This is a genomic window from Collinsella sp. AF29-7AC (assembly GCF_003475665.1).
Classification (GTDB): Bacteria; Actinomycetota; Coriobacteriia; order Coriobacteriales; family Coriobacteriaceae; genus Collinsella.
Genome location: NZ_QRQX01000002.1, coordinates 22,322 through 45,659, shown reverse-complemented (window position 1 = coordinate 45,659; position 23,338 = coordinate 22,322). Strand labels below are relative to the sequence as shown.

The 23,338-nt window shown below is 61.2% G+C and carries 19 protein-coding genes; 14 read left to right on the top strand and 5 right to left on the bottom strand.

What is annotated here, in order from left to right; all coding sequences use genetic code 11:
* The first annotated feature begins 1 nt into the window (after position 1).
* Together DWZ15_RS00980 and DWZ15_RS00975 are read left to right on the top strand one after the other, a co-directional pair.
* Positions 2-817, top strand: a complete 816-nt coding sequence (locus DWZ15_RS00980) for an electron transfer flavoprotein subunit beta/FixA family protein (RefSeq protein WP_118448919.1) — start codon at positions 2-4, stop codon at positions 815-817.
* Positions 818-2,023 (top strand): electron transfer flavoprotein subunit alpha, encoded by a 1,206-nt coding sequence (locus DWZ15_RS00975; RefSeq protein ID WP_118376797.1) that lies wholly within the window; start codon positions 818-820, stop codon positions 2,021-2,023.
* Here the strand turns inward: DWZ15_RS00975 and DWZ15_RS00970 are convergent.
* On the bottom strand, positions 2,020-2,832 hold the full coding sequence (locus tag DWZ15_RS00970; protein ID WP_118448716.1) for an HD domain-containing protein: 813 nt from the start codon (positions 2,830-2,832) through the stop codon (positions 2,020-2,022). The two genes, DWZ15_RS00975 and DWZ15_RS00970, sit on opposite strands and share 4 nt — an antisense overlap.
* A 126-nt stretch (positions 2,833-2,958) precedes the next feature.
* Here DWZ15_RS00970 and DWZ15_RS00965 point away from each other — a divergent pair, with 126 nt between their 5' ends.
* The 4 genes from DWZ15_RS00965 to DWZ15_RS00950 all read left to right on the top strand — a co-directional run bounded on the left by DWZ15_RS00965 (position 2,959) and on the right by DWZ15_RS00950 (position 6,470).
* Positions 2,959-3,651, top strand: a complete 693-nt coding sequence (locus DWZ15_RS00965) for an AzlC family ABC transporter permease (RefSeq protein WP_118448713.1) — start codon at positions 2,959-2,961, stop codon at positions 3,649-3,651.
* A complete protein-coding gene (locus DWZ15_RS00960; protein WP_035137063.1) occupies positions 3,641-3,964 on the top strand; it encodes an AzlD domain-containing protein in 324 nt (107 codons plus the stop codon). The genes DWZ15_RS00965 and DWZ15_RS00960 overlap by 11 nt, the downstream gene beginning before the upstream one ends.
* Before the next feature lie 150 nt (positions 3,965-4,114).
* Positions 4,115-5,137, top strand: coding sequence for a 2-keto-3-deoxygluconate permease (locus tag DWZ15_RS00955; RefSeq protein ID WP_118448710.1), 1,023 nt, complete (start codon positions 4,115-4,117; stop codon positions 5,135-5,137).
* Between the two features lie 190 nt (positions 5,138-5,327).
* Positions 5,328-6,470: a diguanylate cyclase gene (locus DWZ15_RS00950; protein ID WP_158572469.1), complete on the top strand. Its 1,143-nt coding sequence runs from the start codon at positions 5,328-5,330 to the stop codon at positions 6,468-6,470.
* Positions 6,471-6,571: 101 nt separating this feature from the next.
* Here the strand turns inward: DWZ15_RS00950 and DWZ15_RS00945 are convergent, their stop codons facing one another.
* Positions 6,572-7,507: a DMT family transporter gene (locus DWZ15_RS00945; RefSeq protein WP_118448704.1), complete on the bottom strand. Its 936-nt coding sequence runs from the start codon at positions 7,505-7,507 to the stop codon at positions 6,572-6,574.
* 99 nt (positions 7,508-7,606) lie between these two features.
* Positions 7,607-11,353, bottom strand: coding sequence for a phosphoribosylformylglycinamidine synthase (locus DWZ15_RS00940; RefSeq protein WP_118448701.1), 3,747 nt, complete (start codon positions 11,351-11,353; stop codon positions 7,607-7,609).
* A 184-nt stretch (positions 11,354-11,537) separates the two neighbouring features.
* Here DWZ15_RS00940 and DWZ15_RS00935 point away from each other — a divergent pair, with 184 nt between their 5' ends.
* Positions 11,538-13,100 (top strand): cation:proton antiporter, encoded by a 1,563-nt coding sequence (locus DWZ15_RS00935; RefSeq protein WP_118448698.1) that lies wholly within the window; start codon positions 11,538-11,540, stop codon positions 13,098-13,100.
* 281 nt (positions 13,101-13,381) lie between these two features.
* Here DWZ15_RS00935 and DWZ15_RS00930 read toward each other — a convergent pair whose 3' ends face one another.
* Together DWZ15_RS00930 and DWZ15_RS00925 are read right to left on the bottom strand one after the other, a co-directional pair.
* Positions 13,382-14,131, bottom strand: coding sequence for an SDR family NAD(P)-dependent oxidoreductase (locus tag DWZ15_RS00930; RefSeq protein ID WP_006234445.1), 750 nt, complete (start codon positions 14,129-14,131; stop codon positions 13,382-13,384).
* 220 nt (positions 14,132-14,351) lie between these two features.
* Entirely contained in the window at positions 14,352-15,695 is a 1,344-nt protein-coding gene (locus DWZ15_RS00925) for a homoserine dehydrogenase (protein WP_117655181.1), read from the bottom strand.
* Positions 15,696-15,945: 250 nt separating this feature from the next.
* Between DWZ15_RS00925 and DWZ15_RS00920 the strand changes: the two genes are divergently transcribed.
* From DWZ15_RS00920 to DWZ15_RS00890, 7 genes are all read left to right on the top strand, one after another.
* Entirely contained in the window at positions 15,946-17,112 is a 1,167-nt protein-coding gene (locus DWZ15_RS00920; protein WP_118448695.1) for an ABC transporter substrate-binding protein, read from the top strand.
* 271 nt (positions 17,113-17,383) lie between these two features.
* Positions 17,384-18,571 (top strand): ABC transporter substrate-binding protein, encoded by a 1,188-nt coding sequence (locus DWZ15_RS00915; RefSeq protein WP_117582911.1) that lies wholly within the window; start codon positions 17,384-17,386, stop codon positions 18,569-18,571.
* A 139-nt stretch (positions 18,572-18,710) separates the two neighbouring features.
* Positions 18,711-19,592, top strand: a complete 882-nt coding sequence (locus DWZ15_RS00910) for a branched-chain amino acid ABC transporter permease (protein ID WP_117582912.1) — start codon at positions 18,711-18,713, stop codon at positions 19,590-19,592.
* Positions 19,593-19,601: 9 nt separating this feature from the next.
* On the top strand, positions 19,602-20,681 hold the full coding sequence (locus tag DWZ15_RS00905) for a branched-chain amino acid ABC transporter permease (RefSeq protein ID WP_118448916.1): 1,080 nt from the start codon (positions 19,602-19,604) through the stop codon (positions 20,679-20,681).
* A complete protein-coding gene (locus tag DWZ15_RS00900; RefSeq protein ID WP_118448692.1) occupies positions 20,671-21,531 on the top strand; it encodes an ABC transporter ATP-binding protein in 861 nt (286 codons plus the stop codon). The genes DWZ15_RS00905 and DWZ15_RS00900 overlap by 11 nt, the downstream gene beginning before the upstream one ends.
* A gap of 12 nt (positions 21,532-21,543) precedes the next feature.
* Positions 21,544-22,245 carry an ABC transporter ATP-binding protein gene (locus tag DWZ15_RS00895; protein ID WP_118448913.1) on the top strand — a complete coding sequence of 234 codons (702 nt, stop codon included), beginning with the start codon at positions 21,544-21,546 and terminating at the stop codon, positions 22,243-22,245.
* A 415-nt stretch (positions 22,246-22,660) separates the two neighbouring features.
* The gene (locus DWZ15_RS00890; RefSeq protein ID WP_118448689.1) at positions 22,661-23,338 is read left to right on the top strand and encodes a copper homeostasis protein CutC; all 678 of its coding nucleotides are present in this window, start codon (positions 22,661-22,663) and stop codon (positions 23,336-23,338) included.

Sequence of the window (23,338 nt, the reverse complement as noted above, 5' to 3'; positions counted from 1 at the left end):
GATGAGTGATTTCCATATGGCGGTGTGCGTCAAGGCGGTGCCCGGAAGCACCGAGGTCAAGATGGACCCCAAGACCAATACTATCGTGCGTGATGGCAAGCAGGCGGTCATTAACCCGTTCGATGCAAGCGCCCTCGAATGCGCGCTGGCGCTGAAAGACGACTTTATCGGCTTTGGCATGGACGTGCGTGTAACGGTGGTGTCGATGGGCATCCCCGCGACCGAGTCGCTGCTGCGCGACTGCATCGCCCGAGGCGCCGATGACGCACTGCTGCTAACCGATCGCGCCTTTGCAGGTGCCGATACCCTGGCAACCACCTATGCCCTTAAGTGCGGCATCGAGGCGCTCGACGAGGACTTCGACCTGCTCATCTGCGGCAAGATGGCGGTGGATGGCGATACGGCCCAGATTGGTCCCGAGCTTGCCGGTGCCTTTGAGATTCCCTGCGTGACCGACGTGAGCTGCGTGCAGAGCGCGGGCTTTACGACGTGTGGCTCGCTGGCGCTCGTTCACGGATGCGATGCCGGCGAGGAGACGGTGTGCCTGGAGATGCCGTGCGCGATGACGACTGCCAAGGAGATTGGCCAGCTGCGCATGCCGAGTATTGCCGGTATTCGCGCGGCCGAGGATGCAGACGTGCGTGTGGCCAGCGCTGCCGACGTAAACGCCGATCCCTCGCGTTGCGGCCTTGCCGGATCACCGACGCAGGTCGTGCGCTCGTTTGTGCCCGACCGTGACCAAACGTGCGAGGCCGTTGAGGGGACGGCGTCCGAGCAGGCGGTAGAACTTGCCAAGATTATCGAGGGGATGGCATAGATGAGCGGACTGATTATCGATAGCGAAGCCTGTATCGGCTGCGGTCGCTGCGTTCGCGCCTGTGCCTCGGGCGGCATCGTAGTGGAAGGCGAGCGACCCAACCGATGCGCCCACGTAACCGACGGCTGCATCCTATGCGGTGGGTGCGTCGACGCCTGCCCTGTCAACGCTATCTCGATCGAGCGTGACGAGGCCGCTGGTGCGGTGGACCTTGATGCATATCGAGACATTTGGGTCTTCGTGCAGACTGACGAGCGCGACGCCGTGGCTCCCGTGGCCTACGAGCTCATGGGCAAGGGGCGCGAGCTTGCCGATGCTCGCGGCTGCCGCCTGGTGGCACTGGTCGGTATGGGCCCCGAGGGTTCTCTCGGTGACCTGGAGCATCTGGTTTGCGCGGGCGCCGACGAAGTCCTGGCCTGTCGCGACGAGCGCCTGCGCCAAAACGATGCGGAGGTCTACGCCCACTTGATCTGCGATTTGGTAGCCGAACGCAAACCCGAGGCCATCCTATACGGTGCGACCGCTTTTGGCCGCGAACTGGCACCCGGCGTTGCCGTGCGCTTGCAGACGGGCCTTACGGCTGACTGCACCGTACTTTCGATGGATACGGAGACGGGACTGCTGCAACAGACGCGTCCGGCGTTTGGCGGCAACCTGATGGCCACCATCGTCTGCCCCAATCATCGTCCCCAGATGGCAACGGTTCGTCCCGGCATCTTTAAGGCACCCGACTTTGACTACGGCCGCTCCGGCACGATCACCCAGATATCGCTTGCGGATGATGCTAAGGCTCGTGTCGAGATCTCGATTCCCGCCGAGGAGTGGAGGCAGCAGGCCTCGATCGCCGATGCCGAGCGCCTGGTCGTGGTGGGCCGCGGCATTGGCTCCAAGAAGAATCTGCCCCTGATGCGAAGGCTCGCCGAGGCTCTGGGAGCCGAGCTTGGTTGCACGCGACCTGTCGTGGAGGCCGGCTGGTTGGAGTATCGCCATCAGATTGGCCAGACCGGCGTATCGGTTTCGCCCAAGCTTCTCGTGAGTATCGGTGTTTCGGGCGCCATCCAGCATCTTGCCGGCATCGGTGGGGCGGAGTGCATTATCGCCATTAACGAGGACCCGGATGCCCCCATTTTCGGTGCTGCCCAGTACAAGGTTGTTGGGGACGCCGTCGAGGTCGTCGAGGAGCTGCTGGCCCAGCTTGAGCGCTAGGCGCGCGCCAGCCAGTCGCGCATCTCGTCCTTTAGGCGGCTCCAGGCTGCCTGCGTGGCGGGGTCGGTAAAGGGGCGCGTAATGCCAAAGGGCGCGTCGAGCAGGCGGTAGATATCGCCCTGCTCGCGCGCCAGCGCGCGGCTCGCTGGATAGACGAGCTCAAACATAAAGCAGATGAGTCCCACCAGGTAGTCTGCGGGCTCGTTGCGTTCATCGCGTGCGACGCAGCGGTGCTCGTCAAAGGCGGCAAGTGTCGGCGACGAGAAACGGCTGCCGAGAAACGTCTTCTCGTCCACCTTGAGGATGGTGTCGACGGTGCTGTCGGCGATGGTGCGCATAATGTCGATCTTGTCACCATCGCGCACGATATCGCAGAAGCTCCGCGTGCGCTCGTCGAGCTGCGCGGGTAGACGGAAATCGCTGTGATAGGCAATGCTCGCTCGGATGAGCTCATCTTCTGCCGGGTCATCGATAAAGTCGCGGATGCTCGTTACGGCGGGTGCATCGGCGGGATTCTCGCCAAAGAGGACCTCGATGCCCAGCGCCGCATGGCTCATGCTCTCGGCGTCCTTAAAGGTGTCCCAGCGTCGCAGCTGCTCAAAGCGGCCCATATCGTGCAGCAGGCCGCAAAGCCATGCTAGGTCAATATCTTCTGACGACCAGCCCTGCTCGCGCGCTACGGCATCGCATGCCTCGGCCACGTGGTACGTATGCTCGATTTTGAGCGCGATGCGTGGGTTAGTGGCGTCGTAGGCATCGGTGTAGCTTTTGAAGGCCGCGCGCGCCCGGTCTCGATCGATAGCTGTCATAATGACTTCCTAAAAAGTTGTGTCTTTCGATCCGGTGGCAATTGTAGGTGAACTCGGTTGCTGTCGGATGATGATTCTGCCGTGTCGCTACATGCGGCTCGGAGACCTTGTCAGGATGAGAAGCGTATGGTGCTCAAAATCGTTAGAACCGTCTGGCCAGTGATGCTTACCTATGTTGCAATAGGCGCGCCGTGCGGAATGATCATGGGGCAGACGGGAATGGAACCCTGGATGGTTTTTGCTCTGAGCAGCACGTTCGTGACGGGCAGCGGGCAGTTTATGATCTGCAATCTGTGGCTGGCAGGTGTGCCTGCGGCGTCGATCGTCGCGAGCGTCGCCGCAATCTCCTCGCGCTTTGCGCTTTACTCGGCATCGATCGCTCCACATCTGACGGGTGCCTCGAAGCGTCAGACGCTGGCTGTTGCCGCGACACTTACCGAGGAGGCATATGGCATCTCGCTTGCCAAGTTGGTTGAAGGGGAGGATTGGGGCCCGCGCGAGTCCTTTGTGCTCAACGTGATCCTTATCGCAACATGGGGCGTATCGTGTACGATGGGCGCCATCGTCGGCGCCGTTGTCGATATTCCCACCGCCATTGCAGCCTTTATCTGCACCTCGCTCTTTATCTTCCTGCTCTTTTCGCAGCGGCTGTCGCGCGGCAACGTTGTCGCGGCGGTTTCGGGCGCGGTGTCCGTCGCCGTATGCAAGTTCTTGGGCCTCGTGAATATTGCCGTGCCGGCAAGCGTCGTGGTCGGCATTACCATTGCGCTGGCGTGCGATGCTGTATTTGACGGAAGAGGTGCCCGCGATGCCCGTTAACGAGTTCTTGGTTCTGTGGCTGTCGTCGTGGGCTGCTATCGCGTTCTTTCGCATCGCGCCGGCGTTCGCCTTGCGCGGGCGGACCCTGTCGCCCCGCATTACCGAGGCCCTGGGCTATATCCCGCCCGCCGCCTTTGCCGCGCTGGTCGCCAACGACTTGGTGAGTCCCGGCGCGTTCGACGCGGGGCTCTGGCCTGCCTTGGTTCCCTGGATTGCGGCCGCCGGCGTCGTGGTCGTGGCGGTCAAGACAAAATCGATGCTGTGGTGCTGCGTCTCGGGCATCGTACTCTATATCGTCTTGAGCCTTATATAGGGGTGGCGTCGCGGGCGCCGAATCTCGTTCCATCCCAACTTGTCGAATTTTTCACCGAGCTGGTCTATTTCTTCTGGTACCATGGTCAAACTTTACTGTAGCAAAGCGTGACGTGGGCTTTTGTACCCCGTCAGCGGAAATGGGGGTTTCATGGCACAGGAAGCGAACGCCAACGAGCAAAAGAAATTCAAGGTCCCGCGCATCCCGGGCGACATCATGATCTATCCGATGATCGTCGGTCTTTTGCTCAACACCTTCTGCCCGCAGGTTTTTGAGATCGGTGGCTTCTTTACGGCTGCCTGCCGCGGTGGCTCCAATACCATCGTCGCTGCGATCCTACTCTTCGTGGGTGCCGGCATCAGCTTTAAGTCCACACCGGGCGCTATCAAGACCGGCATCGTCGTGCTGATCCCCAAACTGGTCGTCGCAGCGGCTCTCGGCCTGGGCGTGGCATATTTCTTTAACGACAACTTCCTGGGTCTGAGTTCCGTGTCTATCATCGGCGGCATCACGTTTTGCAACATGGCGCTCTATACGGGCATCATGGGCGAGTTCGGCGATGAGTCCGAGCAGGGCGCCGTCGGTATCCTGTTCTTTACGGCCGGCCCCGCCGTCACGATGATCATCCTCGGTGTCTCGGGTCTCGCCAACATTCCCATTGGCACCATTATCGGCTCCATCTTGCCACTCGTTATTGGCATGGTTCTGGGCAACCTGTTCCCGTTTATCAAGAACCTGCTGGTTCCCGGTGCCAATCCCGCGATTGCCGTCATCGGATTTCAGCTCGGTGCGTCCATGAGCCTGTCGAGCTTTATCACCGGCGGTATTTCCGGCATCTTGCTGGGCCTTGTCACGCTGTTTGTCGTCGGTCCCATCACCTTTGCGTTTGAGCGTCTGTGCGGCGGCAATGGCAAGGCCGCTGTGGCTTGCTCCACCATTGCCGGCACGGCTATGACCACACCGGTTGCCCTCGCCGAGGTCGCACCGCGCTACGCCGAGCTTGCGCCCACCGCGTACGCTCAGATCGCCACCGCCGTTATCATCACGGCGATCATGGCTCCGATTCTGACTGGCTGGGTCGACAAGAAGTTCTGCCAAGGCAAGGAGGATCTGTCGCCTGTCGGTGTCGAGGCCATCGAGGAGGCTGTCGCGACTGACATCGATGGCGAGTAGCAATCGATACCCATCAATGATGCCGGCGTGTGCAATTCGCGCCGTATGGGCGCCCGAACAGAAACTGTTTTGCAGTGATGTTCGGGCGCTCTGCTATTATCCCCTTTACCCCTGCGGAGTAAAGGGGTGTTTATTGCCCTGATTCGAATTGGGCGATTCTGACCACTTGGATATTGAAGGGATGGCGCTAGTGGTTAAGGCACTCAAGATTGAGATATTCGTGCTATGCATGATTGTTCTTATCGGGCTTGCCGTACGAAGCCGTCGCTCCCTGTTCTCGAGCACCCAGCAGCTTTTGTTTAGCATGCTGGGCTACACGTCTGCTGCGTACATATTATTCGATATGATCTGGACGCTTTCGGACGGTGTGGACGGCACGTTGGGCATTGCTGCCAACTGGATTTCCAACGCGGTTTCGTTTTCGCTCTTTGCTATCGCGTGTCTCATTTGGTTTATCTATTCCGAGACGGTGCAGGGTTCTCGCCTTTTGACCTCGCGCTATAGGGTGGTGCTTGTAGCGTTGCCTACGGCTCTGGTGGTCGTGCTGGCGTTTACCAGTTACTGGACGCACGCCCTGTTCTATATCGATTCGCAGGGCGTGTATCGTCGCGGCTTTGCCTATATGATCCAGCCCATCGTCAGCTACTGTTACGTTATACATACGTCCCTACATGCGTTTGTGCAATCTCGCAGGGTCGAGAGCCTGCAGACGAAGGCCGTCTATCGAACCTTGGCATTTTTCGCCATTCCGGCCCTGGTGGGCGGTACCTTTCAGGTCGTATACTCGGTGCCCGGCCTTTGTGTCGGCATAATGATTAGCATGTTGCTGCTCTACATCATCTACCAGGAGCAGCTCATCTCGACCGACCCGTTGACTGGACTTAACAATCGCAACCGTTTTGAGACCTATATGCTGTCGCTCTTCTCAAATGCGGATCAGGCCGAAGATGTATATCTGCTTATGATGGACGCTGATGGCTTTAAGCAGATTAACGATCGCTATGGACATGTGGAGGGCGACCATGCTCTTCAGGTTGTTGCGACGGCGCTCAAGGATGTCTGTTCGCCGGCTGGTGGCTTTATCGCACGTTATGGTGGCGATGAGTTCGTGGTGCTCCAAAAGGCAGCGGCGGAACAGGACATCATGCGTCTGTGCGCGGCAATCAACGATGAACTCGCACGCGCCGAGGTGCCGTATCTGTTGCGGATGTCCATCGGCTATGCACGGGTCGGTGATGGTGTCGATACCTGGCAAGATTTGCTTCGTGCTGCCGACGCGGAGCTCTACCGCGTAAAGTACGAGAAGAAGAAAGCTGGCGTCCAGATACGCTAGAAATAGGGGCGCACGCTTGCGTGCATGGTGGCCCTCGGCTCTCCGATGTACTCTATTAAACTAAAGTATGTGAATCCCCTCTGCTAAATAAGGGCAGTTCGCTAGGCCTTTTTAGGCCTGTTGACGATGATGATGCCGCCGCAGACCAACAGCAGGGCAACTATAACGGTAACGGGGCTCGTGCCGGCGCCCTCGCCAAGCAGCAGTGCACTCAGCAGCACACCAAAGACGGGGTTCATAAACCCAAAGACCGAGACGCGGCTGACGGGGTTGACGGCAAGCAGGCGCGACCATAGCGAGTACGCGACGGCGGAAATGAGTGCCATATAGATAATGAGCGCGATGGCGGGGGCGATTTCAGTGGGGGAGAGCGCGCCGCCCATCAAAAACCCGATGGCGGTGAGGACCAGGCCGCCGACCAAGAACTGCCACCCGGCAAGCAAGACACCGTCGTGCTCGCGCGAGAAGATGCCGATCAGGCAGGTCGACAGGGCACCCGCGACGGTGGAGGCCAGGATAAAGCCCTCGCCGTCGAGCGTAAAGCCAAAGGTGCCGTCCGCGCCCGAAAGGTTGACGAGCGCGACGCCGGCAAAGCCCAGTGCACAGCCGAGCACCTTGGCCGTACTGAGCTTTTCGGTGCGAAACGCCAGGGCGGCAAAGAGGATTGCGAGGAAGTTGGCGCTGGCCTCGATGATGGAGCTCGACATGGCGCTGGCGCACGAGAGGCCCAGATAGAAAAAGAAGTACTGCCCGATAGTCTGGAAGAGCGACAAGACAAAGATGGGCTTGATGTCGCGAGCCTGCGGAATGAGGGGGCGGCGTTGGGCCGCACTCATCCCAACGATAACCAGGGCGCCGGCAAGCGTGAAGCGCAAGCCCGCAAAGAGCAGCTGCGAGGCGCTATCGTGCGCCGGGATACCAAAGAGCGCGTAGCCGATCTTGATGCAGGGAAACGCCGATCCCCAGAGTGCACAGCAAACAAGACAACCCAGGATGAGTCCGGGCAGGGTGGCGAGATACGGCTTGCGGCTTTCCATGATGTCCTTCCTGCATGCGCGAAGCAAAAAAGAACCCGCCACCGGATGCGTCGGTGGCGGGTGTTGTTACCCGAGGGGATTGTACCCGATGGGAAAGGTTTAAGCGAAGTAGGCCACGCCGCTCTCAAAGATCGGCATGAACTTATCGCCGGGGACATGCTCGGGCACGTTGCGGTACAGGTTGTCGCCGCGACGCTCGGCATGGCCCATCTTGCCCAGGACGCGGCCGTCGGGGCTCGTGATGCCCTCGATGGCGAGTGCGGAGCCGTTGGGGTTGACGGAGAGATCCATGCTGGGCTTGCCGTTCTCGCCCACGTACTGCGTGGCGACCTGGCCGTTGGCGATCAGCTGGGCGAGCACTTCGTCATTGGCGACAAAGCGGCCCTCGCCGTGGCTGATGGCGACGGTGTAGGGGTCGTCCAGGCTGCACTGCGACAGCCACGGGGACAGGTTGGACGAGATGCGGGTGCGCACCAGACGGCTCTGGTGGCGACCGATGGTGTTGAACGTCAGCGTGGGCGCATCGGGCGTGGCGTCGACGATGTCGCCGTAGGGCACCAGGCCGAGCTTGATCAGGGCCTGGAAGCCGTTGCAGATACCCAGCATGAGGCCATCGCGGGCCTTGAGCAGGTCGCGGACGGCTTCGGTGACCTCGGGAGCGCGGAAGAACGCCGTGATGAACTTGGCGGAGCCATCGGGCTCGTCACCGCCCGAGAAGCCGCCGGGGATCATGACGATCTGGCTTTGGCGGATGCGGCGGGCAAGCTCGTGGGTGCTCTCGGCGACAGCCTCGGGCGTGAGGTTGTTGATCACGAAGGTATCGGCCTCGGCGCCGGCGGCGCGGAAGGCGCGGGCGCTGTCGTACTCGCAGTTGTTGCCGGGGAACACGGGGATGATCACGCGCGGGCGGGCGATTTTGGCGCCGCCGTACACGTGGATATCCTTGGCACGGAAGTCGATGGTCTCGACCTCGGGGGTCTTGCCGGCGCTGCGGTAGGCAAAGACGCCCTCGATGCCGCTCTCCCAGGCCTCCTGGAGCTCGGCGAGCTCGATGACCTCGGAGCCGGTGTCGAAGACATAGCCCTCGACGGTGGTGCCCAGGGGCTCGACGACAACGCCGTCGGCGACCTCGGGCAGCTCGGCATCCTCGGCGAGCTCGACGATAAAGCTACCGTAGAGCGGGGTGAAGAGGCTCTCCACGTCTACATCCTCGGCAAGCTCGATACCGATCTGGTTACCGACGCACATCTTAAAGAGGCTCTCGGCGCCGCAGCCGTAGCCGGGCGTGGAGATGGCCAGGGCGTTGCCGTTGGCGGTGAGCGCCTCGACGGCGTCAAACGCAGCGAGCAGCTGCTGAGCGTCGGGGCGGTAGTCCTCACCATAGGTGGCGGGGGCGATGCGCACGACGCGATGCGTCAGACCCTTGAACTCGGGCGAGACGGCACGGGCGGCCTTACCCACGGCCACAGCGAAGCTGATCAGGGTCGGCGGAACGTTGAGCTCGCCGGCCTCGTCCTCAAACGAGCCGCTCATGGAGTCCTTGCCACCGATGGCGCCGGCGCCCAGGTCGACCTGGGCCATGAGGGCGCCCAGGACGGCTGCCGTGGGCTTGCCCCAGCGCTCGGCCTCGGTACGCAGGCGCTCGAAGTACTCCTGGAAGGAGAGATAGGCGCGCTTGTGCTCAAAGCCGGCGGCCACGAGCTTGGCGATTGACTCAACCACGGACAGGTAGGCGCCCGCAAACTGGTCGGCCTCCATCAGGTAGGGGTTGAAGCCCCATGCCATGGCGCTCGCCGTGGTGGTCTCGCCGTCCACGGGGAACTTGGCGACCATGGCAGAGCTCGGGGTGAGCTGCGTCTTGCCGCCAAAGGGCATGAGCACGGTCGCGGCGCCGATGGTGGAGTCGAAGCGCTCGGAAAGGCCCTTGTTGGAGGCGACGTTGAGGTCGGTGACAAGCGAGGTCATGCGTTCGGCAAGCGTGGTGCCGGCCCAGCTGGGTTGCCACACGCTGCGGGCGCAGACGTGGGCGACCTGGTGCTTGGGCGCACCGTTGGAGTTGAGGAACTCGCGGGAGAGGTCGACGATGGCCACACCGTTCCAGGCCATGCGCATGCGCGGCTCGGCGGTAACCTCGGCGATAACGGTCGCCTCCAGGTTCTCCTCGGCGGCGTAGCCCATGAATTCCTCGACGTCACCGTCGGCGACGGCGCAGGCCATGCGCTCCTGGGACTCGGAGATGGCGAGCTCGGTGCCGTCCAGGCCGTCATACTTCTTGGTCACGGTGTCCAGGTCGACATACAGGCCGTCGGCAAGTTCGCCCACGGCGACCGAGACGCCGCCGGCGCCAAAGTCGTTGCAGCGCTTGATCAGGCGGCAGGCGTCGCCGCGGCGGAACAGACGCTGCAGCTTGCGCTCGACCGGGGCGTTGCCCTTCTGGACCTCGGCGCCCGAGGTCTCGATGGACTCGGTGTTCTGGGTCTTGGAGGAGCCGGTGGCGCCGCCGATGCCGTCACGGCCGGTGCGGCCGCCCAGCAGGATGATCTTGTCGGTGGGGGCGGGGCACTCGCGACGCACGTGGTTTGCCGGGGTGGCGCCCACGACGGCGCCGACCTCCATGCGCTTGGCCACGTAGCCGGGGTGATAGAGCTCGTTGACCTGGCCGGTGGCAAGGCCGATCTGGTTGCCGTAGCTGGAGTAGCCGGCGGCGGCGGTGGTTACGAGCTTGCGCTGCGGCAGCTTGCCCTCGAGCGTCTCGGACACGGGGACGGTGGGGTCGCCGGCGCCGGTGACACGCATGGCCTGGTACACGTAGCTGCGGCCCGACAGCGGGTCGCGGATGGCACCGCCCACGCAGGTGGCGGCACCGCCGAAGGGCTCGATCTCGGTCGGGTGGTTGTGGGTCTCGTTCTTAAACAGGAACAGCCAGTCCTGGTCCTCGCCGTCGACATCGACCTTTACCTTGACGGTGCAGGCGTTGATCTCCTCGGACTCATCGACATCGGTCATGACGCCGGTCTTCTTGAGATACTTGGCGCCGATGGTGCCCATGTCCATGAGGCAGACGGGCTTGGCGTCGCGACCGAGTTCGTGGCGCATCTCCATGTAGCGGTCGAAGGCCTGCTGCACCACGGCGTCATCGATCGTCACATCATCCAGGACGGTGCCGAAGGTGGTGTGGCGGCAGTGGTCGGACCAATAGGTGTCGATTACGCGGATCTCGGTGATGGTGGGGTCGCGGTCCTCATCGCGGAAGTACTGCTGGCAGAAGGCGATGTCCGCCTCGTCCATGGCAAGGCCGCGCTCGGAGATAAAGGCGGCAAGGCCGGCTTCGTCGAGCTCGCGGAAACCGTCGAGCACCTCGACGGGCTGGGGCTCGGGGGTCTCCATGTACAGCGTCTCGGGCAGGTCGAGTGAGGCGATGCGCGCCTCGACGGGGTTCACCACGTAGTGCTTGATGGCATCGATGGCGGCCTCGTCCAGAGCGCCCGAGATCATATAGACCTTGGCGGAGCGCACGGCGGGGCGCTCGCCCTGGCTGATGAGCTGCACGCACTCGCTGGCGGAGTCGGCGCGCTGGTCAAACTGGCCAGGCAGGAATTCGACGGCAAAGACGGCGCCATCGCTTGCGGGGAGCTCGTCGTAGGTCACATCGACCTGGGGCTCGCTAAAGACGGTCGGCACGCAGGAGCGGAAAAGCTCTTCGTCGATGCCCTCGACGTCGTAGCGGTTTATGATCCTCAGGGCCTCGATGCCCTTGATGCCGAGAATTTCGGTCAGCTCGCCCTTGAGCTGCTGAGCCTCGACGTCGAACCCGGGTTTCTTCTCCACGTAGATACGAGAGACCATTGGTTCCTGCCTTCCTGATCGGTTGGGCGTACGGTACGGTATGCGGCAGCGGTCGGTTTGCGGGGCCTGCCCTGCGGTCGCCTTGAGCCACATGTTTGTAAACCTCACTATGATACGACAGCTCGCGGCGCGTTGAGGACGGCGAGGGTGCTACAGTGAAGCGCAAACAAGAGAAAGGCATCACATGGCATTCGTTTCACTCGCCATCATCGCACTCGTGGCCTTTGCAAGCCCCTTCATCGCCTCGGCGATTCCCGGAAAACCCGTTCCCGAGACGGTCTTTTTGCTCGTGTTTGGCGCGGTGCTGGGACCTCATATGCTCGGCATTATCCATGTGGATGCCGAGGTCTCGCTCGTGTCCGAGCTCGGCCTGGCCTTTTTGTTCCTGCTTGCCGGCTTTGAGATCGATCCCAAGAACATCACGGGCATCGAGGGGCGCTACGGCATGGCGACGTGGGTCGTCACGTTTGGCATCGCCTGGCTTGCCGTGCGCTTTACCCCGTGGTTTTCGGTCAGTCATTTTGATGGCATCGCCGTGACGCTGGCGTTGACCTCGACGGCACTTGGGGCGCTCATGCCCATCTTGCGCGAGCGGTCGCTTGCCGGGACACGCGTCGGCGATTCGATTCTTGCCTATGGTACGTGGGGCGAGCTCGGGCCCGTGCTTGCCATGTCGGTGCTGCTGTCTGCCCGTACGGGTATCGAGACGTTGCTGATCTTGGGCCTGTTCGCCGTGGTGTGCGTGCTGCTTGCTGTGGTCCCCAGCCGCTCCAAGCGTATCGGCAGCCGCTTCTTTGCCTTTATTCAGGAGCGCGCCGATACGACTTCTCAGACGTTCGTGCGCCTCACAGTGCTCATCCTGGTCACGCTCGTGGCGTTCTCGGCCATTTTTAGCCTCGATATCGTGTTGGGCGCTTTTGCCGCGGGCTTTGTTCTGCGCTATATCATCCCCGAGGGCAACCATACGCTCGAGCTTAAACTCGATGGCCTTGCCTATGGCTTTTTGATCCCGGTGTTCTTTACCGTTTCGGGTGCCAAGATCGACCTGACGGCTGTAGCATCGCGCCCCGGCTTGCTCGTGGGCTTTATCGTGGCGTTGCTGGTTATCCGCGCCGTGCCCATTCTCATCTCTATGAGTATTTGTCCCGCGACGCGCGATGTGTCGGCGTACGGTCGCATTACCGTGGCCCTGTACTGCACCACGGCGCTGCCGATCATCGTTGCCGTGACGAGCGTTGCCGTCAACGCGGGTGCGCTGTCGCAAGATATTGCGTCGGTCATGGTTGCCGCCGGTGCCATCACGGTGTTCTTGATGCCATTACTCGCGCAGCTCTTCTACCGCGTGGTCGACGCCGCACCGGTCGCCGCCGTGGCAGAAGTTGCCGAGCATCCATCCGATGCGCTCGACATCCTGCGCGCCCATCACGATTTGGCGAGCCTGCTCGCACGCGAGCACGAGCTGCTGACCTCGCATGGTCACGGTCGCACGCTCGACGGCATACCTACCCTTGATTCCATTGCCGACCGCCTCTCGGCCGAGGCGGCAAGCGGGCACATCGATGCCCGTATCGTGGACGCCGCCCATTTGCTGGCCGAAAAGACTTACGGCGACGAGATCGACCCCGGCAAGCTCACCCCGCGTGAGCGCCGCCGCCTGGAGCGCGCCAAGCTCGCCGTGCGCGAATACCGCCGCCGCATGCTGGAGCTTTACGCACACGAAGAGGCCCAGGACGACGACGGCAGGTAGCCAACGTCGCCGCGAAAAATGCATCCCGGAATTGGCGTCTAGAGTGGGATGCGCTTTCCACGAGAAGTCCGTTGCGGAAAGCGCATCCCGGAATCCGGACCCAGAATGGGACATAGTTTCCGAAAGAAGGCTCTGGGGGAAGCTGCGCCCCGTTCTGAGCTGAAATACCGGGACGCAGTTTCCCATACAAACAGAACAAAGGCGCGCCGCCTGCAGTTGATGCAGGAAGCGCGCCTTTTAGTTGAGCAATGTTGAGGCTGGGAGCTGAGGCTTGTGGTCCCTTAAGAGCGGGCAGCTCCGTCGACGGGGAGCACAGCGCCCGTAACGTAGGCGGCCATGTCGCTCGCTAGGAAGACAAAGGCGTTGGCGACATCCTCGGGCTCGCCCATGCGGCCGAGCGGGATGGTAGCGATGATGGGCTTGATGACTTCTTCGGGCAGGTTGGCGACCATGTCGGTCCTGGTTACGCCGGGGGCGACGGCATTGACGCGAATGCCCACGGGGGCGAGCTCGCGTGAGAGCGACTGGACCATGCCGTTGACGGCGAACTTGGACGTGGGATAGCCAACGCCGGAGGGCTGACCGTACTTAGCGACCATCGAGCTCGTGGTGGTGATGGTGCCACCGTGGCCGGCTTCGGTCATGATCTTGGCAGCGGCCTGGTGACCATTAAAGACGGCGACGACGTTGAGGTCCATGACCTTGGCGAACTCCTCGGCCGTGTAGTCCAAAAGGGGCGAGCGCTGGGAGATACCGGCATTGTTGACGACCGTGTCGAGACCGCCCATGTCGGCTGCGGCCTGCGTAAAGGCCTCGGTTACGGCCTCGAGTGAGGTGAGGTTGCACGAACGCCCCCAGATCTTTGCCTCGGGATAGGCGGCGGCGAGCTTCTCAACGGCCGCGTCGGCGGTTTCCTGACGCGAACCAAAGACGGTGACGGCGGCGCCTTCCTCGATAAAACGGCAGGCGATGGCATAGCCGATACCGCGCGTGCCTCCGGTGATGATTGCTTTCTTACCCTCGAGCAACATGGTGCCTCCATTCTTCGGGGGTGGACATACGCAGCACAGCATAACGGCGCGCAAAATCAACTTCGTTCGCATATCGGTAAACGGCACCCTCGGTTGTCAGCGAATGGCCAAGTTGTTCAAACTTTTGCTTGATGAACGCAATGGGCGGTTTCAAACAAAGGGGCTCCCATCCAAACGGACGGGAGCCCCTCAGGTGCTATGTTGTGTGCCAAGGACTGGACTAGTTCGCCATGACACCTTCGGTCCAGGCCTCGACGTCCTCGATGCGCAGGACGTTGGCGACCTCGGCCACGCAGTCGACGCTGGCAAGCTCGGCGGCGGCAGCCTGGACGTCCTTCTCGAGTGCGCGGTGCGTCAGGAAGATGACCGAGCAGGCATCGCTGACGCCCGACTTGCCGTCCTCGACCTGGTTGATGAGCGAGATCGAGATGTTGTGCTTGGCAAAGATGTCGACCGTCTCGGACAGGGCGCCCACGCGGTCGGCGACCTTCAGGCGCACATAGTACTTGGTCTGGAGCTCGTCCATAGGCTTAAAGGCGAGGTTGTGGCCATAGGGCTCAATCTCGGGCAGCGGAGCCACACCGCGGCTGATCTGCTCGGAGAGCGACAGGATGTCGCCCACGACGGCACTCGCGGTGGGGAAGGAGCCTGCGCCGGCACCGTAGAACATGGTCTCGCCCACGGCGTCGCCCACCACGTAGACGGCATTCATGGCGCCGTTGACCTTGGCGAGCATATGGTCTGCCGGGATGAGCGTGGGGTGCACGCGAACGTCGACGCCGGCGTCGGTGTTGCGTGCGATGCCCAGCAGCTTGATGGTGTAGCCGAGCTCGCGGGCCTGGGCAATGTCCTCGGCGCCGATGGTACGGATACCCTGCTGGTAGACATCGTCGGTGGTCACGCGGGTGCCAAAGCCGATGGAAGCGAGGATTGCCGTCTTGCTGGCGGCGTCGAAGCCGTCGACGTCGGCGGACGGGTCGGCCTCGGCATAGCCCTTTGCCTGGGCGTCGGCGAGCACGTCAGCGTAATCGGCGCCCTCGGCGTCCATGCGCGACAGGATGTAGTTGGTGGTGCCGTTGAGAATGCCAGCGATGGTCAGGATCTTGTTGCCCACCAGGTCGTGCTCAAGCGTGCTCACGATGGGGATGCCACCGCCGCAGCTGGCCTCGCACTTAATCTGCACGCCGCACGCGCGCGCCTTCTCGGCGAGCGTCTCGACATGACGGCCCAGCAGGGCCTTGTTGGCAGAGACGACGTGCTTGCCGTTCTCGAAGGCGGTGGTGAAGATTTCGGTCGCGGGGTGCTCGCCGCCGATGAGCTCGACGACGATATCGACGGCGGGGTCGGTGACGACGTCATGCCAGTCGCTCGTAAAGGCCTCGCGCTCAATGCCTGCCGCCTCGGCCTGCTCCCAAGCAAGCGCGCAGGCGCGGGTCAGCTTAAGGTCGATGCCGTAGGCGGCCAGGTACTCATCGTGGTGGCTCTTGATCAGACGGGCCACGCCGCCGCCGACGGTTCCCAGACCGATGAGGCCGACGTTCACGGTGCGCAGGGGTTCGCTCATAGATAGCTCCTTCGTGCATCTTATGGATGGATTAACTGCTTAAAGGTTGAGTGCATTCTAGCGTGAAGTGCAGGCGCGTGCTTGCCTGGCAGCGGGAGCAGCACAAAACGCCACCCCCGAAACGCTGCGGAAACATTGGAAACACACTCGCTACAAACGAACTTCCGTAACAAACTGTCAACGTTTGCACCATAAGGTTTGCCCTGTACCGCAAGACGGCCGCACCGCGGCCAGCGAAAAGGGGGACACCATGTTTAGCATCAACAACGTACTTAACCGCAGGAGTTTCTTGGCTGGCGCCGCGGCGTTCGGTAGCACCGCGGCACTCGCTGGTTGCTCGTCGGGTGGCTCGGACGGCGGCTCCGCCGATGACGGCAATACCTTCAAGATCGGTGTCATCGGCCCTCTGACCGGCGCCGCGGCAACCTATGGCGTTTCGGCCGAGAAGGGTGCCAAGCTCGCCGCCAAGGATTTTTCGACCAAGGACCTCAAGCTCTCGCTTAAGTCTGAGGATGACGTCGCCGACGGCGAGAAGGCCATCAACGCCTTCAATACCTTGTGCGACTGGGGCATGCGGGCGCTCGTCGGCCCCGTCACCACCGGTGCCGCCGTCGCTGTCTCGGGCGAGATCGCCGACGATATGCTCATGGTCACGCCTTCGGCCTCGTCGCTCGACGTTACCAAGGATAAGACCACGGTTTTCCAGGTTTGCTTCACCGATCCCACCATGGGCGCCAGCGCCGCGAAGTTCTTGGCCGAGAAGTACGCGGATGCCAAGATCGCCCTGTTCTACAACTCCGGCGATACGTATAGCTCGGGCGTTGCCGACGCTTTTGCCGAGCAGGCCAAGGCGTCCAAGCTCGACATCGTCGATACCGAGACCTTTAAGGACGACTCTTCCACGAGCTTTACCAACCAGCTCACCAAGGCCAAGGAGGCCGGCGCTACGCTTATCTTTGCCCCGATCTATTACACGCCGGCGTCCGTCCTGCTCAAGAACGCCAAGGACATGGGCTACGACATGACGCTTATGGGCACCGACGGCATGGACGGCCTGCTCTCTGTGGAAGGCTTCGATACCTCTCTTGCCGAGGGCGTACTGCTCATGACCCCGTTCTCTGCTGACGATGAGAAGAACGCCGACTTCGTCAAGGCCTATAAGGACGTCTACGACGAGACGCCCAATCAGTTTGCCGCCGATGCCTATGACTGCGTCCATGCGATTGCCGAGGCTATCGATAAAGCGGGCATCGACATTACGGCTGACGGTGCCGACATTGCCGACGACCTTGCCAAGGCCATGCGCAAGATCAAGATCGAGGGCCTGACGGGCGAGCTGACGTGGAATGACGAGGGTCAGGTCGAAAAGCCCGCTACGGCCTATGTGATCCAGGACGGCAAGTATATCGCCGCCTAAGTGCGCATAAAACGCTACCGGTGAGGCTGTTTTATTCAGGGCGGGGACGCCTGTAACAGAATGGAAACATTACTTTTACACAATAAAGTGGCATTACTGCATAAAATAATAGAAATACGCAGAAAAATGGATAAATGAACAAATCCAAAGAAAAGTTGAAATAATCGCCACTTTTCCTAACTAAAGCGTCTACTATTTTGCGAACGCCGAACACGGCGAAGGATGGCCTGTCGGGCAACCAAAACCCGACGAGATTTGAGAGGAGAGCCGCATGTCGAGCCTCACCGGTAAGTCATTGAACCCTGTTATGAATCGCAGGAGCGTTATCGCGAGCGCAGCAGGTCTGGGGGCGATGTCCATTCTAGCGGGCTGCTCCTCCAACGGCGGCGACAGTGGTTCCGCTTCGGGCGACGCTTCGTTTAAGATCGGCACCATCGGCCCGCTGACCGGCGCCAACGCGTCCTACGGCAAGTCTGTTACCCAGGGCGTCGAGCTTGGCTGCAAGGACTTCTCCACCAAGGAGCTGCCGCTTGCCAGCAAGGCCGAGGATGACCAGGCCGATGGCGAGAAGGCCGTCAACGCCTTCAACACCCTGCTCGACTGGGGCATGCAGGCCCTCGTCGGCCCGACCACCACGGGCGCGTCGGTTGCCGTTGCCGCCGAGTGTGGTAACGACCCCAAGACGTTCATGATCACCCCGTCCGCGTCCTCCGAGGACGTCACCGACGGCAAGGATTGCGTCTTCCAGGTTTGCTTCACCGACCCCAACCAGGGCGTCAACGCTGCCAAGTTCCTGGCGCAGAAGTATGCGGACGAGAAGTTCGTGCTGTTCTATAACTCCGGCGACGCCTATTCTTCGGGTGTCGCGGATGCCTTTAAGGTTCAGGCTGCTGAGTCCAAGCTCGAGATTGTCGACGAGGAGACCTTTAAGGACGACTCCGCCACGAGCTTTACCAACCAGCTGACCAAGGCCAAGCAGGCCGGCGCCACCATGATCTTTGCGCCGATCTACTACACCCCGGCCTCCGTCCTGCTCAAGAACGCCAAGGACATGGGCTACGACGTCAAGATGATGGGCTGCGACGGCATGGACGGCATCCTGGGCGTTGAGGGCTTCGACACCTCTCTTGCCGAGGGTCTGCTGCTCATGACCCCGTTCTCTGCCGACGACGAGAAGAACGCCGACTTCGTCAACGCTTACAAGGATAAGTACGGCGATACCCCCGACCAGTTTGCCGCTGACGCCTACGACGGTGTGCACGCGGTGGCCGAGGCCCTCAAGGAGGCCGGTCTTGGTGTCGACGCCGACCCGACCGAGGTCGCCGAGAAGCTGTCCAAGGCTATGCTCAAGATTACCGTTGACGGTCTGACCGGCAAGCTCACCTGGAACGATAAGGGTCAGGTCCAGAAGGAGCCCACGGCGTACGTCATCACCGACGGCAAGTACGTACAGGCCTAATAGGCCGCCTTACATAGAGCGGTTTTGATCCCAAGCAGGGGAGGTTTTGGCCTTCCCTGCTTGCTTGGTATCTAGGGACGATGTAACGTCCCTGTTTCATACATCAACTGGAAACCTATTCGAAAGGGGGATGTGGAACATGACAGTCTTTATCCAATACCTGGTCAACGGCCTGTCCATGGGCAGCGTCTACGCCATCATCGCGTTGGGCTACACCATGGTCTACGGTATCGCCAAGATGCTGAACTTCGCTCACGGCGACGTCATCATGGTCGGTGCCTATGTCTCGTTCTGCGCCACGTCGTACCTCGGCCTCCCGGGCTGGGCATCTGTAATTCTCTCTTGTGTGGTCTGCACGGTTCTCGGTGTTCTCATCGAGGGTCTGGCATACAAGCCGCTGCGCCAGGCGGGCCCTCTGGCCGTTCTGATCACGGCCATCGGCGTGTCTTACTTCCTGCAGAACGCCGCGCAGCTTCTGTGGGGCGCCACGCCCAAGAACTTCACTTCGCTCGTCACCTTCCAGGTGCCGGAGTTCTTGGCCAAGTTCAACGTAAGCGCCGTCTCGCTCGTCACCATCGTCGCCTGCCTGGTTATCATGGCCGGTCTGATGTTCTTTACAGGTAAGACCAAGATGGGCAAAGCCATGCGCGCCGTGTCCGAGGACAAGGCCGCCGCTCAGCTCATGGGCATCAACGTCAACCGCACCATCTCGATGACGTTTGCCATCGGCTCCGCGCTTGCCGCCATCGCCGGCGTGCTCCTGTGCTCCTACTCGCCGGTGCTGCAGCCCACGACGGGTGCCATGCCTGGCATCAAGGCCTTCGATGCAGCCGTCTTCGGTGGCATCGGCTCCATCCCCGGCGCCTTTGTCGGTGGCATTCTCATCGGCATCATCGAGGCGATGGCACAGGCTTATATTTCCACGAGCCTTGCCAACTCCATCGTCTTTGGTGTTTTGATCATCGTCCTGCTCGTCAAGCCTGCCGGCCTCTTGGGCAAGTACGTCCCCGAGAAGGTGTAGGTGAGCGCTATGAAGTTCCTTAAAGACAAGCAGACGCGTCACGACTTTGTCACGTACGCCATGTGCATCGTGGCATTCGCCATCGTGTTCTTTATGCAGTCCAACCATATGATTCCGCGCATGATCGCCGGTCAGCTGGTTCCCATCACGGCCTACATCGTTATGGCCATCTCGCTCAACCTCGTTGTCGGCATCGCGGGCGACTTGTCGCTGGGCCACGCGGGCTTTATGAGTGTCGGCGCCTATACGGGCATCGTTACCGCCGTCGCGCTGGAGAGCGCCGTTCCCTCCGATCCGATGCGCCTGATCATCAGCATTGTGGTCGGCGCTATCGCCGCTGCCATCTTGGGCTTCCTGATTGGCATCCCGGTTCTGCGCCTGAGCGGTGACTACCTGGCCATCGTGACCCTGGCTTTTGGCGAGATCATCAAAGAGATCGTCACCTGTCTTATCGTGGGCGTCGACTCCCGCGGCCTGCATGTTATCTTTAACATCACGGGTAACTCCACGATCGACGACCTGCACCTGCTCGAGGACGGCACCGCCATCATCAAGGGCGCGCAGGGCGCATCGGGCGTGTCGACCTATTCGACTTTCCTTGCCGGCGCCATCCTGGTCATGGTCGCGCTCGTGATTGTACTCAACCTGGTCCGCAGCCGTACCGGCCGTGCCATTATGGCCGTGCGCGACAACAAGATCGCTGCCGAGTCCGTGGGTATCTCCGTCACCCAGTACCGCATGATCGCCTTCGTGGTTTCCGCTGCCCTCGCCGGTGCTGCCGGAGCCCTGTTTGGCGGTAACTTCTCACAGCTTTCCGCCACTAAGTTCGACTTCAACACGTCCATCCTCATTCTGGTGTTCGTGGTCCTGGGCGGCCTGGGCAACATGCGCGGTTCCGTTATCGCGGCGGCGCTGCTCACGGTGCTCCCCGAGCTGCTCCGTCAGTTCTCGGACTATCGCATGCTCATCTACGCCATCGTGTTGATCCTGGTCATGGTCTTTACCAACAACCCGCAGCTCAAGGCGTTCTTCGCACGCATTAAGGACCGCTTTGCTCCCAAGAAGGAGGTGGCAGCCGATGCCCAGTAAGTTTGAGTTCAACAAGGGCAAGATGGTCCCGTATCCTTCTGGCGCCATCGTTCCCGATCGCGACCTGGGCCATCGCCCGGCTCTCGAGTGTATCCACCTGGGTATTGAGTTCGGCGGCCTCAAGGCGGTCGACGACTTTAGCCTGACCATCGGCAAGACCGAGATCGCCGGTCTGATTGGCCCCAACGGCGCCGGCAAGACCACGGTCTTCAACCTGCTTACCAAGGTGTACCAGCCCACGCACGGCACCATCCTGCTCGACGGCGAGGACACCTCGGGCAAGTCCGTCTACCAGGTTAACCGCATGGGTATCGCCCGTACCTTCCAAAACATCCGCCTGTTTAACACCATGACGGTGGAGGACAACGTAAAGGTCGGCCTGCACAACCAGGAGCGCTACTCTGGTTTTGAGGGCGTGCTGCGTCTGCCGACGTACTGGAAGCACGAGAAGGCCGCCCATGAGCGCGCCATGGAACTGCTCTCCATCTTTGATATGGAGCATCTGGCAAACGAGCAGGCCGGTTCGCTGCCTTACGGCGCCCAGCGTCGTCTGGAGATTGTCCGTGCGCTTGCCACCAACCCCAAGCTGCTGCTGCTCGATGAGCCGGCCGCCGGCATGAACCCGTCCGAGACCGCAGAGCTCATGGCGAACATCGTCAAGATCCGCGACACCTTTGGCATTGCCATCATGCTCATCGAGCACGACATGTCGCTCGTCATGAATATTTGCGAGGGCATCTGCGTGCTTAACTTTGGCAAGATCATCGCCAAGGGCACGGCCGAGGAAATCCAGAACAACGATGCCGTTATCGAGGCGTATCTGGGCAAGCAGGATAAGGGGGAGAACTAAATGGCAGAGCCGATGCTTTCCGTCTACAACATCAACGTCTGGTACGGCGCCATCCACGCCATCAAGGACATCTCCTTTAACGTTAACGAGGGCGAGATCGTGGCCCTGATCGGCGCTAACGGCGCCGGCAAGTCCACAACGCTCAAGACCGTCTCGGGCCTTTTGCGCTCCAAGACCGGCTCCATTAAGTTCATGGGCGAGGACATAACCCATACGCCTGCCGACAAGCTGGTGGGCAAGGGTCTGGCCCAGGTGCCCGAGGGCCGTCGTGCCTTTTTGCAGATGACAGTCGAGGAGAACCTGGAGATGGGCGCCTATACGCAGCCCAAGTCCACGGTGGCTCCGGGGCTCGAGCGCGTCTACGAGCAGTTCCCGCGCCTAAAGGAGCGTCGTCGTCAGGTCGCCGGCACCCTTTCGGGCGGCGAGCAGCAGATGCTCGTCATGGGCCGTGCCCTCATGAGCAACCCCAAGCTGCTCATGCTCGATGAGCCCTCCATGGGCCTGGCGCCGATTCTGATCGAGCAGATCTTCCAGATTGTCGAGGACCTGCACAAGACCGGCACCACGGTGCTTCTGGTCGAGCAAAACGCACAGATGGCGCTTTCGATCGCCACGCGCGGCTACGTGCTCGAGACCGGCAAAATCACCATGACCGGCACCGGCCAAGAGCTGCTGCACGACGACAACGTCCGCAAGGCTTACCTGGGCGGCTAACTAGTTACGCGGTTTTACCAAACCGCGTAACGGCTCGACGCTGCAAGCCCGCCAGAGCGGCAATCTGCCTTTCAACTTCGGCGGCATGACCAGAAGGTCAATGCCGCCTTGTTTCAAGGCACCTTGCTCGCTCTGGCGGGTTTTCGCTGTCTTTGCCAAAACATCGGCGTTGCCTTGGCTGTAGCCATTGGGTGCTCATTGGGGACAGACTTAAATGACTGCCTACAGAATGAGAGTGGATATTCTCCCGTTTTTGGCCTGTTGGGGATGCGACAGAAAGTTGGCACTTAGGGACGTTCCTTATGTGCCGGCACCTGGGGACACTCCTGGTCAAGGTTTTGTTTCGTCGTGCGGGTTGATATCTAAAGTGCGACAATGCCGTGTGGAAATAGAAATGTCATCTGGGGGCCTATCTATGCTGTACGAATTTTGTGCCGAGAACTTTGAGCGAGTGCCGGCGGCCATCGAGGCCGGTGCGGGGCGCATTGAGCTGTGCGACAACCTCGCCGTCGGTGGCACCACGCCTTCCGCCGGCGTTATTAGCGCTACAGTCAGCTATGCTCACGAGCATGACGTGCGAGTGATGTGCATGATTCGTCCGCGTGGTGGCGACTTTCATTACAACCAGGACGAGCTACGCATGATGGAGATGGACCTGGGCCTTGCCGTGAGCGCCGGCGTCGATGGCCTGGTCTTTGGCTGCTGCAAGCCCTGTGCCGGCGGCTGGGCGCTCGACGAACTCACCCTCGGCGCCCTCGTTATGGCTACGGGCTGCGCGACCGAGGAGTGCAAGCGCGAGTCCCTTGACATCACCTTCCACATGGCATTTGACCAGCTCTCGCCCGAAGCTCAGCCGGGCGCCATTGACACGCTCGCCGACTGCGGCGTCACGCGCATTCTTACGCACGGTGGTGCTGCCGGTACGCCGATTGAGGACAACTTCGAAAACCTGGCTCGTTTAATCGAGTATGCGGGCGATCGTTTGACCATCCTTCCCGGCGGCGGCATCACTACGGCAAATCGCGACGCGGTCACGGCGGCGCTAGGCGTCTCCGAGCTCCATGGCACCAAGATCGTGCCGCTGGGGGTATAA

What these genes read in the sequence shown, in the direction of transcription:
- DWZ15_RS00980 (WP_118448919.1), top strand. Translation starts at nt 2, where the DNA reads ATGAGTGATTTCCATATGGCGGTGTGCGTCAAGGCGGTGCCCGGAAGC.
- DWZ15_RS00975 (WP_118376797.1), top strand. Translation starts at nt 818, where the DNA reads ATGAGCGGACTGATTATCGATAGCGAAGCCTGTATCGGCTGCGGTCGC.
- DWZ15_RS00970 (WP_118448716.1), bottom strand. Translation starts at nt 2,832, where the DNA reads ATGACAGCTATCGATCGAGACCGGGCGCGCGCGGCCTTCAAAAGCTAC.
- DWZ15_RS00965 (WP_118448713.1), top strand. Translation starts at nt 2,959, where the DNA reads ATGGTGCTCAAAATCGTTAGAACCGTCTGGCCAGTGATGCTTACCTAT.
- DWZ15_RS00960 (WP_035137063.1), top strand. Translation starts at nt 3,641, where the DNA reads ATGCCCGTTAACGAGTTCTTGGTTCTGTGGCTGTCGTCGTGGGCTGCT.
- DWZ15_RS00955 (WP_118448710.1), top strand. Translation starts at nt 4,115, where the DNA reads ATGGCACAGGAAGCGAACGCCAACGAGCAAAAGAAATTCAAGGTCCCG.
- DWZ15_RS00945 (WP_118448704.1), bottom strand. Translation starts at nt 7,507, where the DNA reads ATGGAAAGCCGCAAGCCGTATCTCGCCACCCTGCCCGGACTCATCCTG.
- DWZ15_RS00940 (WP_118448701.1), bottom strand. Translation starts at nt 11,353, where the DNA reads ATGGTCTCTCGTATCTACGTGGAGAAGAAACCCGGGTTCGACGTCGAG.
- DWZ15_RS00935 (WP_118448698.1), top strand. Translation starts at nt 11,538, where the DNA reads ATGGCATTCGTTTCACTCGCCATCATCGCACTCGTGGCCTTTGCAAGC.
- DWZ15_RS00930 (WP_006234445.1), bottom strand. Translation starts at nt 14,131, where the DNA reads ATGTTGCTCGAGGGTAAGAAAGCAATCATCACCGGAGGCACGCGCGGT.
- DWZ15_RS00925 (WP_117655181.1), bottom strand. Translation starts at nt 15,695, where the DNA reads ATGAGCGAACCCCTGCGCACCGTGAACGTCGGCCTCATCGGTCTGGGA.
- DWZ15_RS00920 (WP_118448695.1), top strand. Translation starts at nt 15,946, where the DNA reads ATGTTTAGCATCAACAACGTACTTAACCGCAGGAGTTTCTTGGCTGGC.
- DWZ15_RS00915 (WP_117582911.1), top strand. Translation starts at nt 17,384, where the DNA reads ATGTCGAGCCTCACCGGTAAGTCATTGAACCCTGTTATGAATCGCAGG.
- DWZ15_RS00910 (WP_117582912.1), top strand. Translation starts at nt 18,711, where the DNA reads ATGACAGTCTTTATCCAATACCTGGTCAACGGCCTGTCCATGGGCAGC.
- DWZ15_RS00905 (WP_118448916.1), top strand. Translation starts at nt 19,602, where the DNA reads ATGAAGTTCCTTAAAGACAAGCAGACGCGTCACGACTTTGTCACGTAC.
- DWZ15_RS00900 (WP_118448692.1), top strand. Translation starts at nt 20,671, where the DNA reads ATGCCCAGTAAGTTTGAGTTCAACAAGGGCAAGATGGTCCCGTATCCT.
- DWZ15_RS00895 (WP_118448913.1), top strand. Translation starts at nt 21,544, where the DNA reads ATGCTTTCCGTCTACAACATCAACGTCTGGTACGGCGCCATCCACGCC.
- DWZ15_RS00890 (WP_118448689.1), top strand. Translation starts at nt 22,661, where the DNA reads ATGCTGTACGAATTTTGTGCCGAGAACTTTGAGCGAGTGCCGGCGGCC.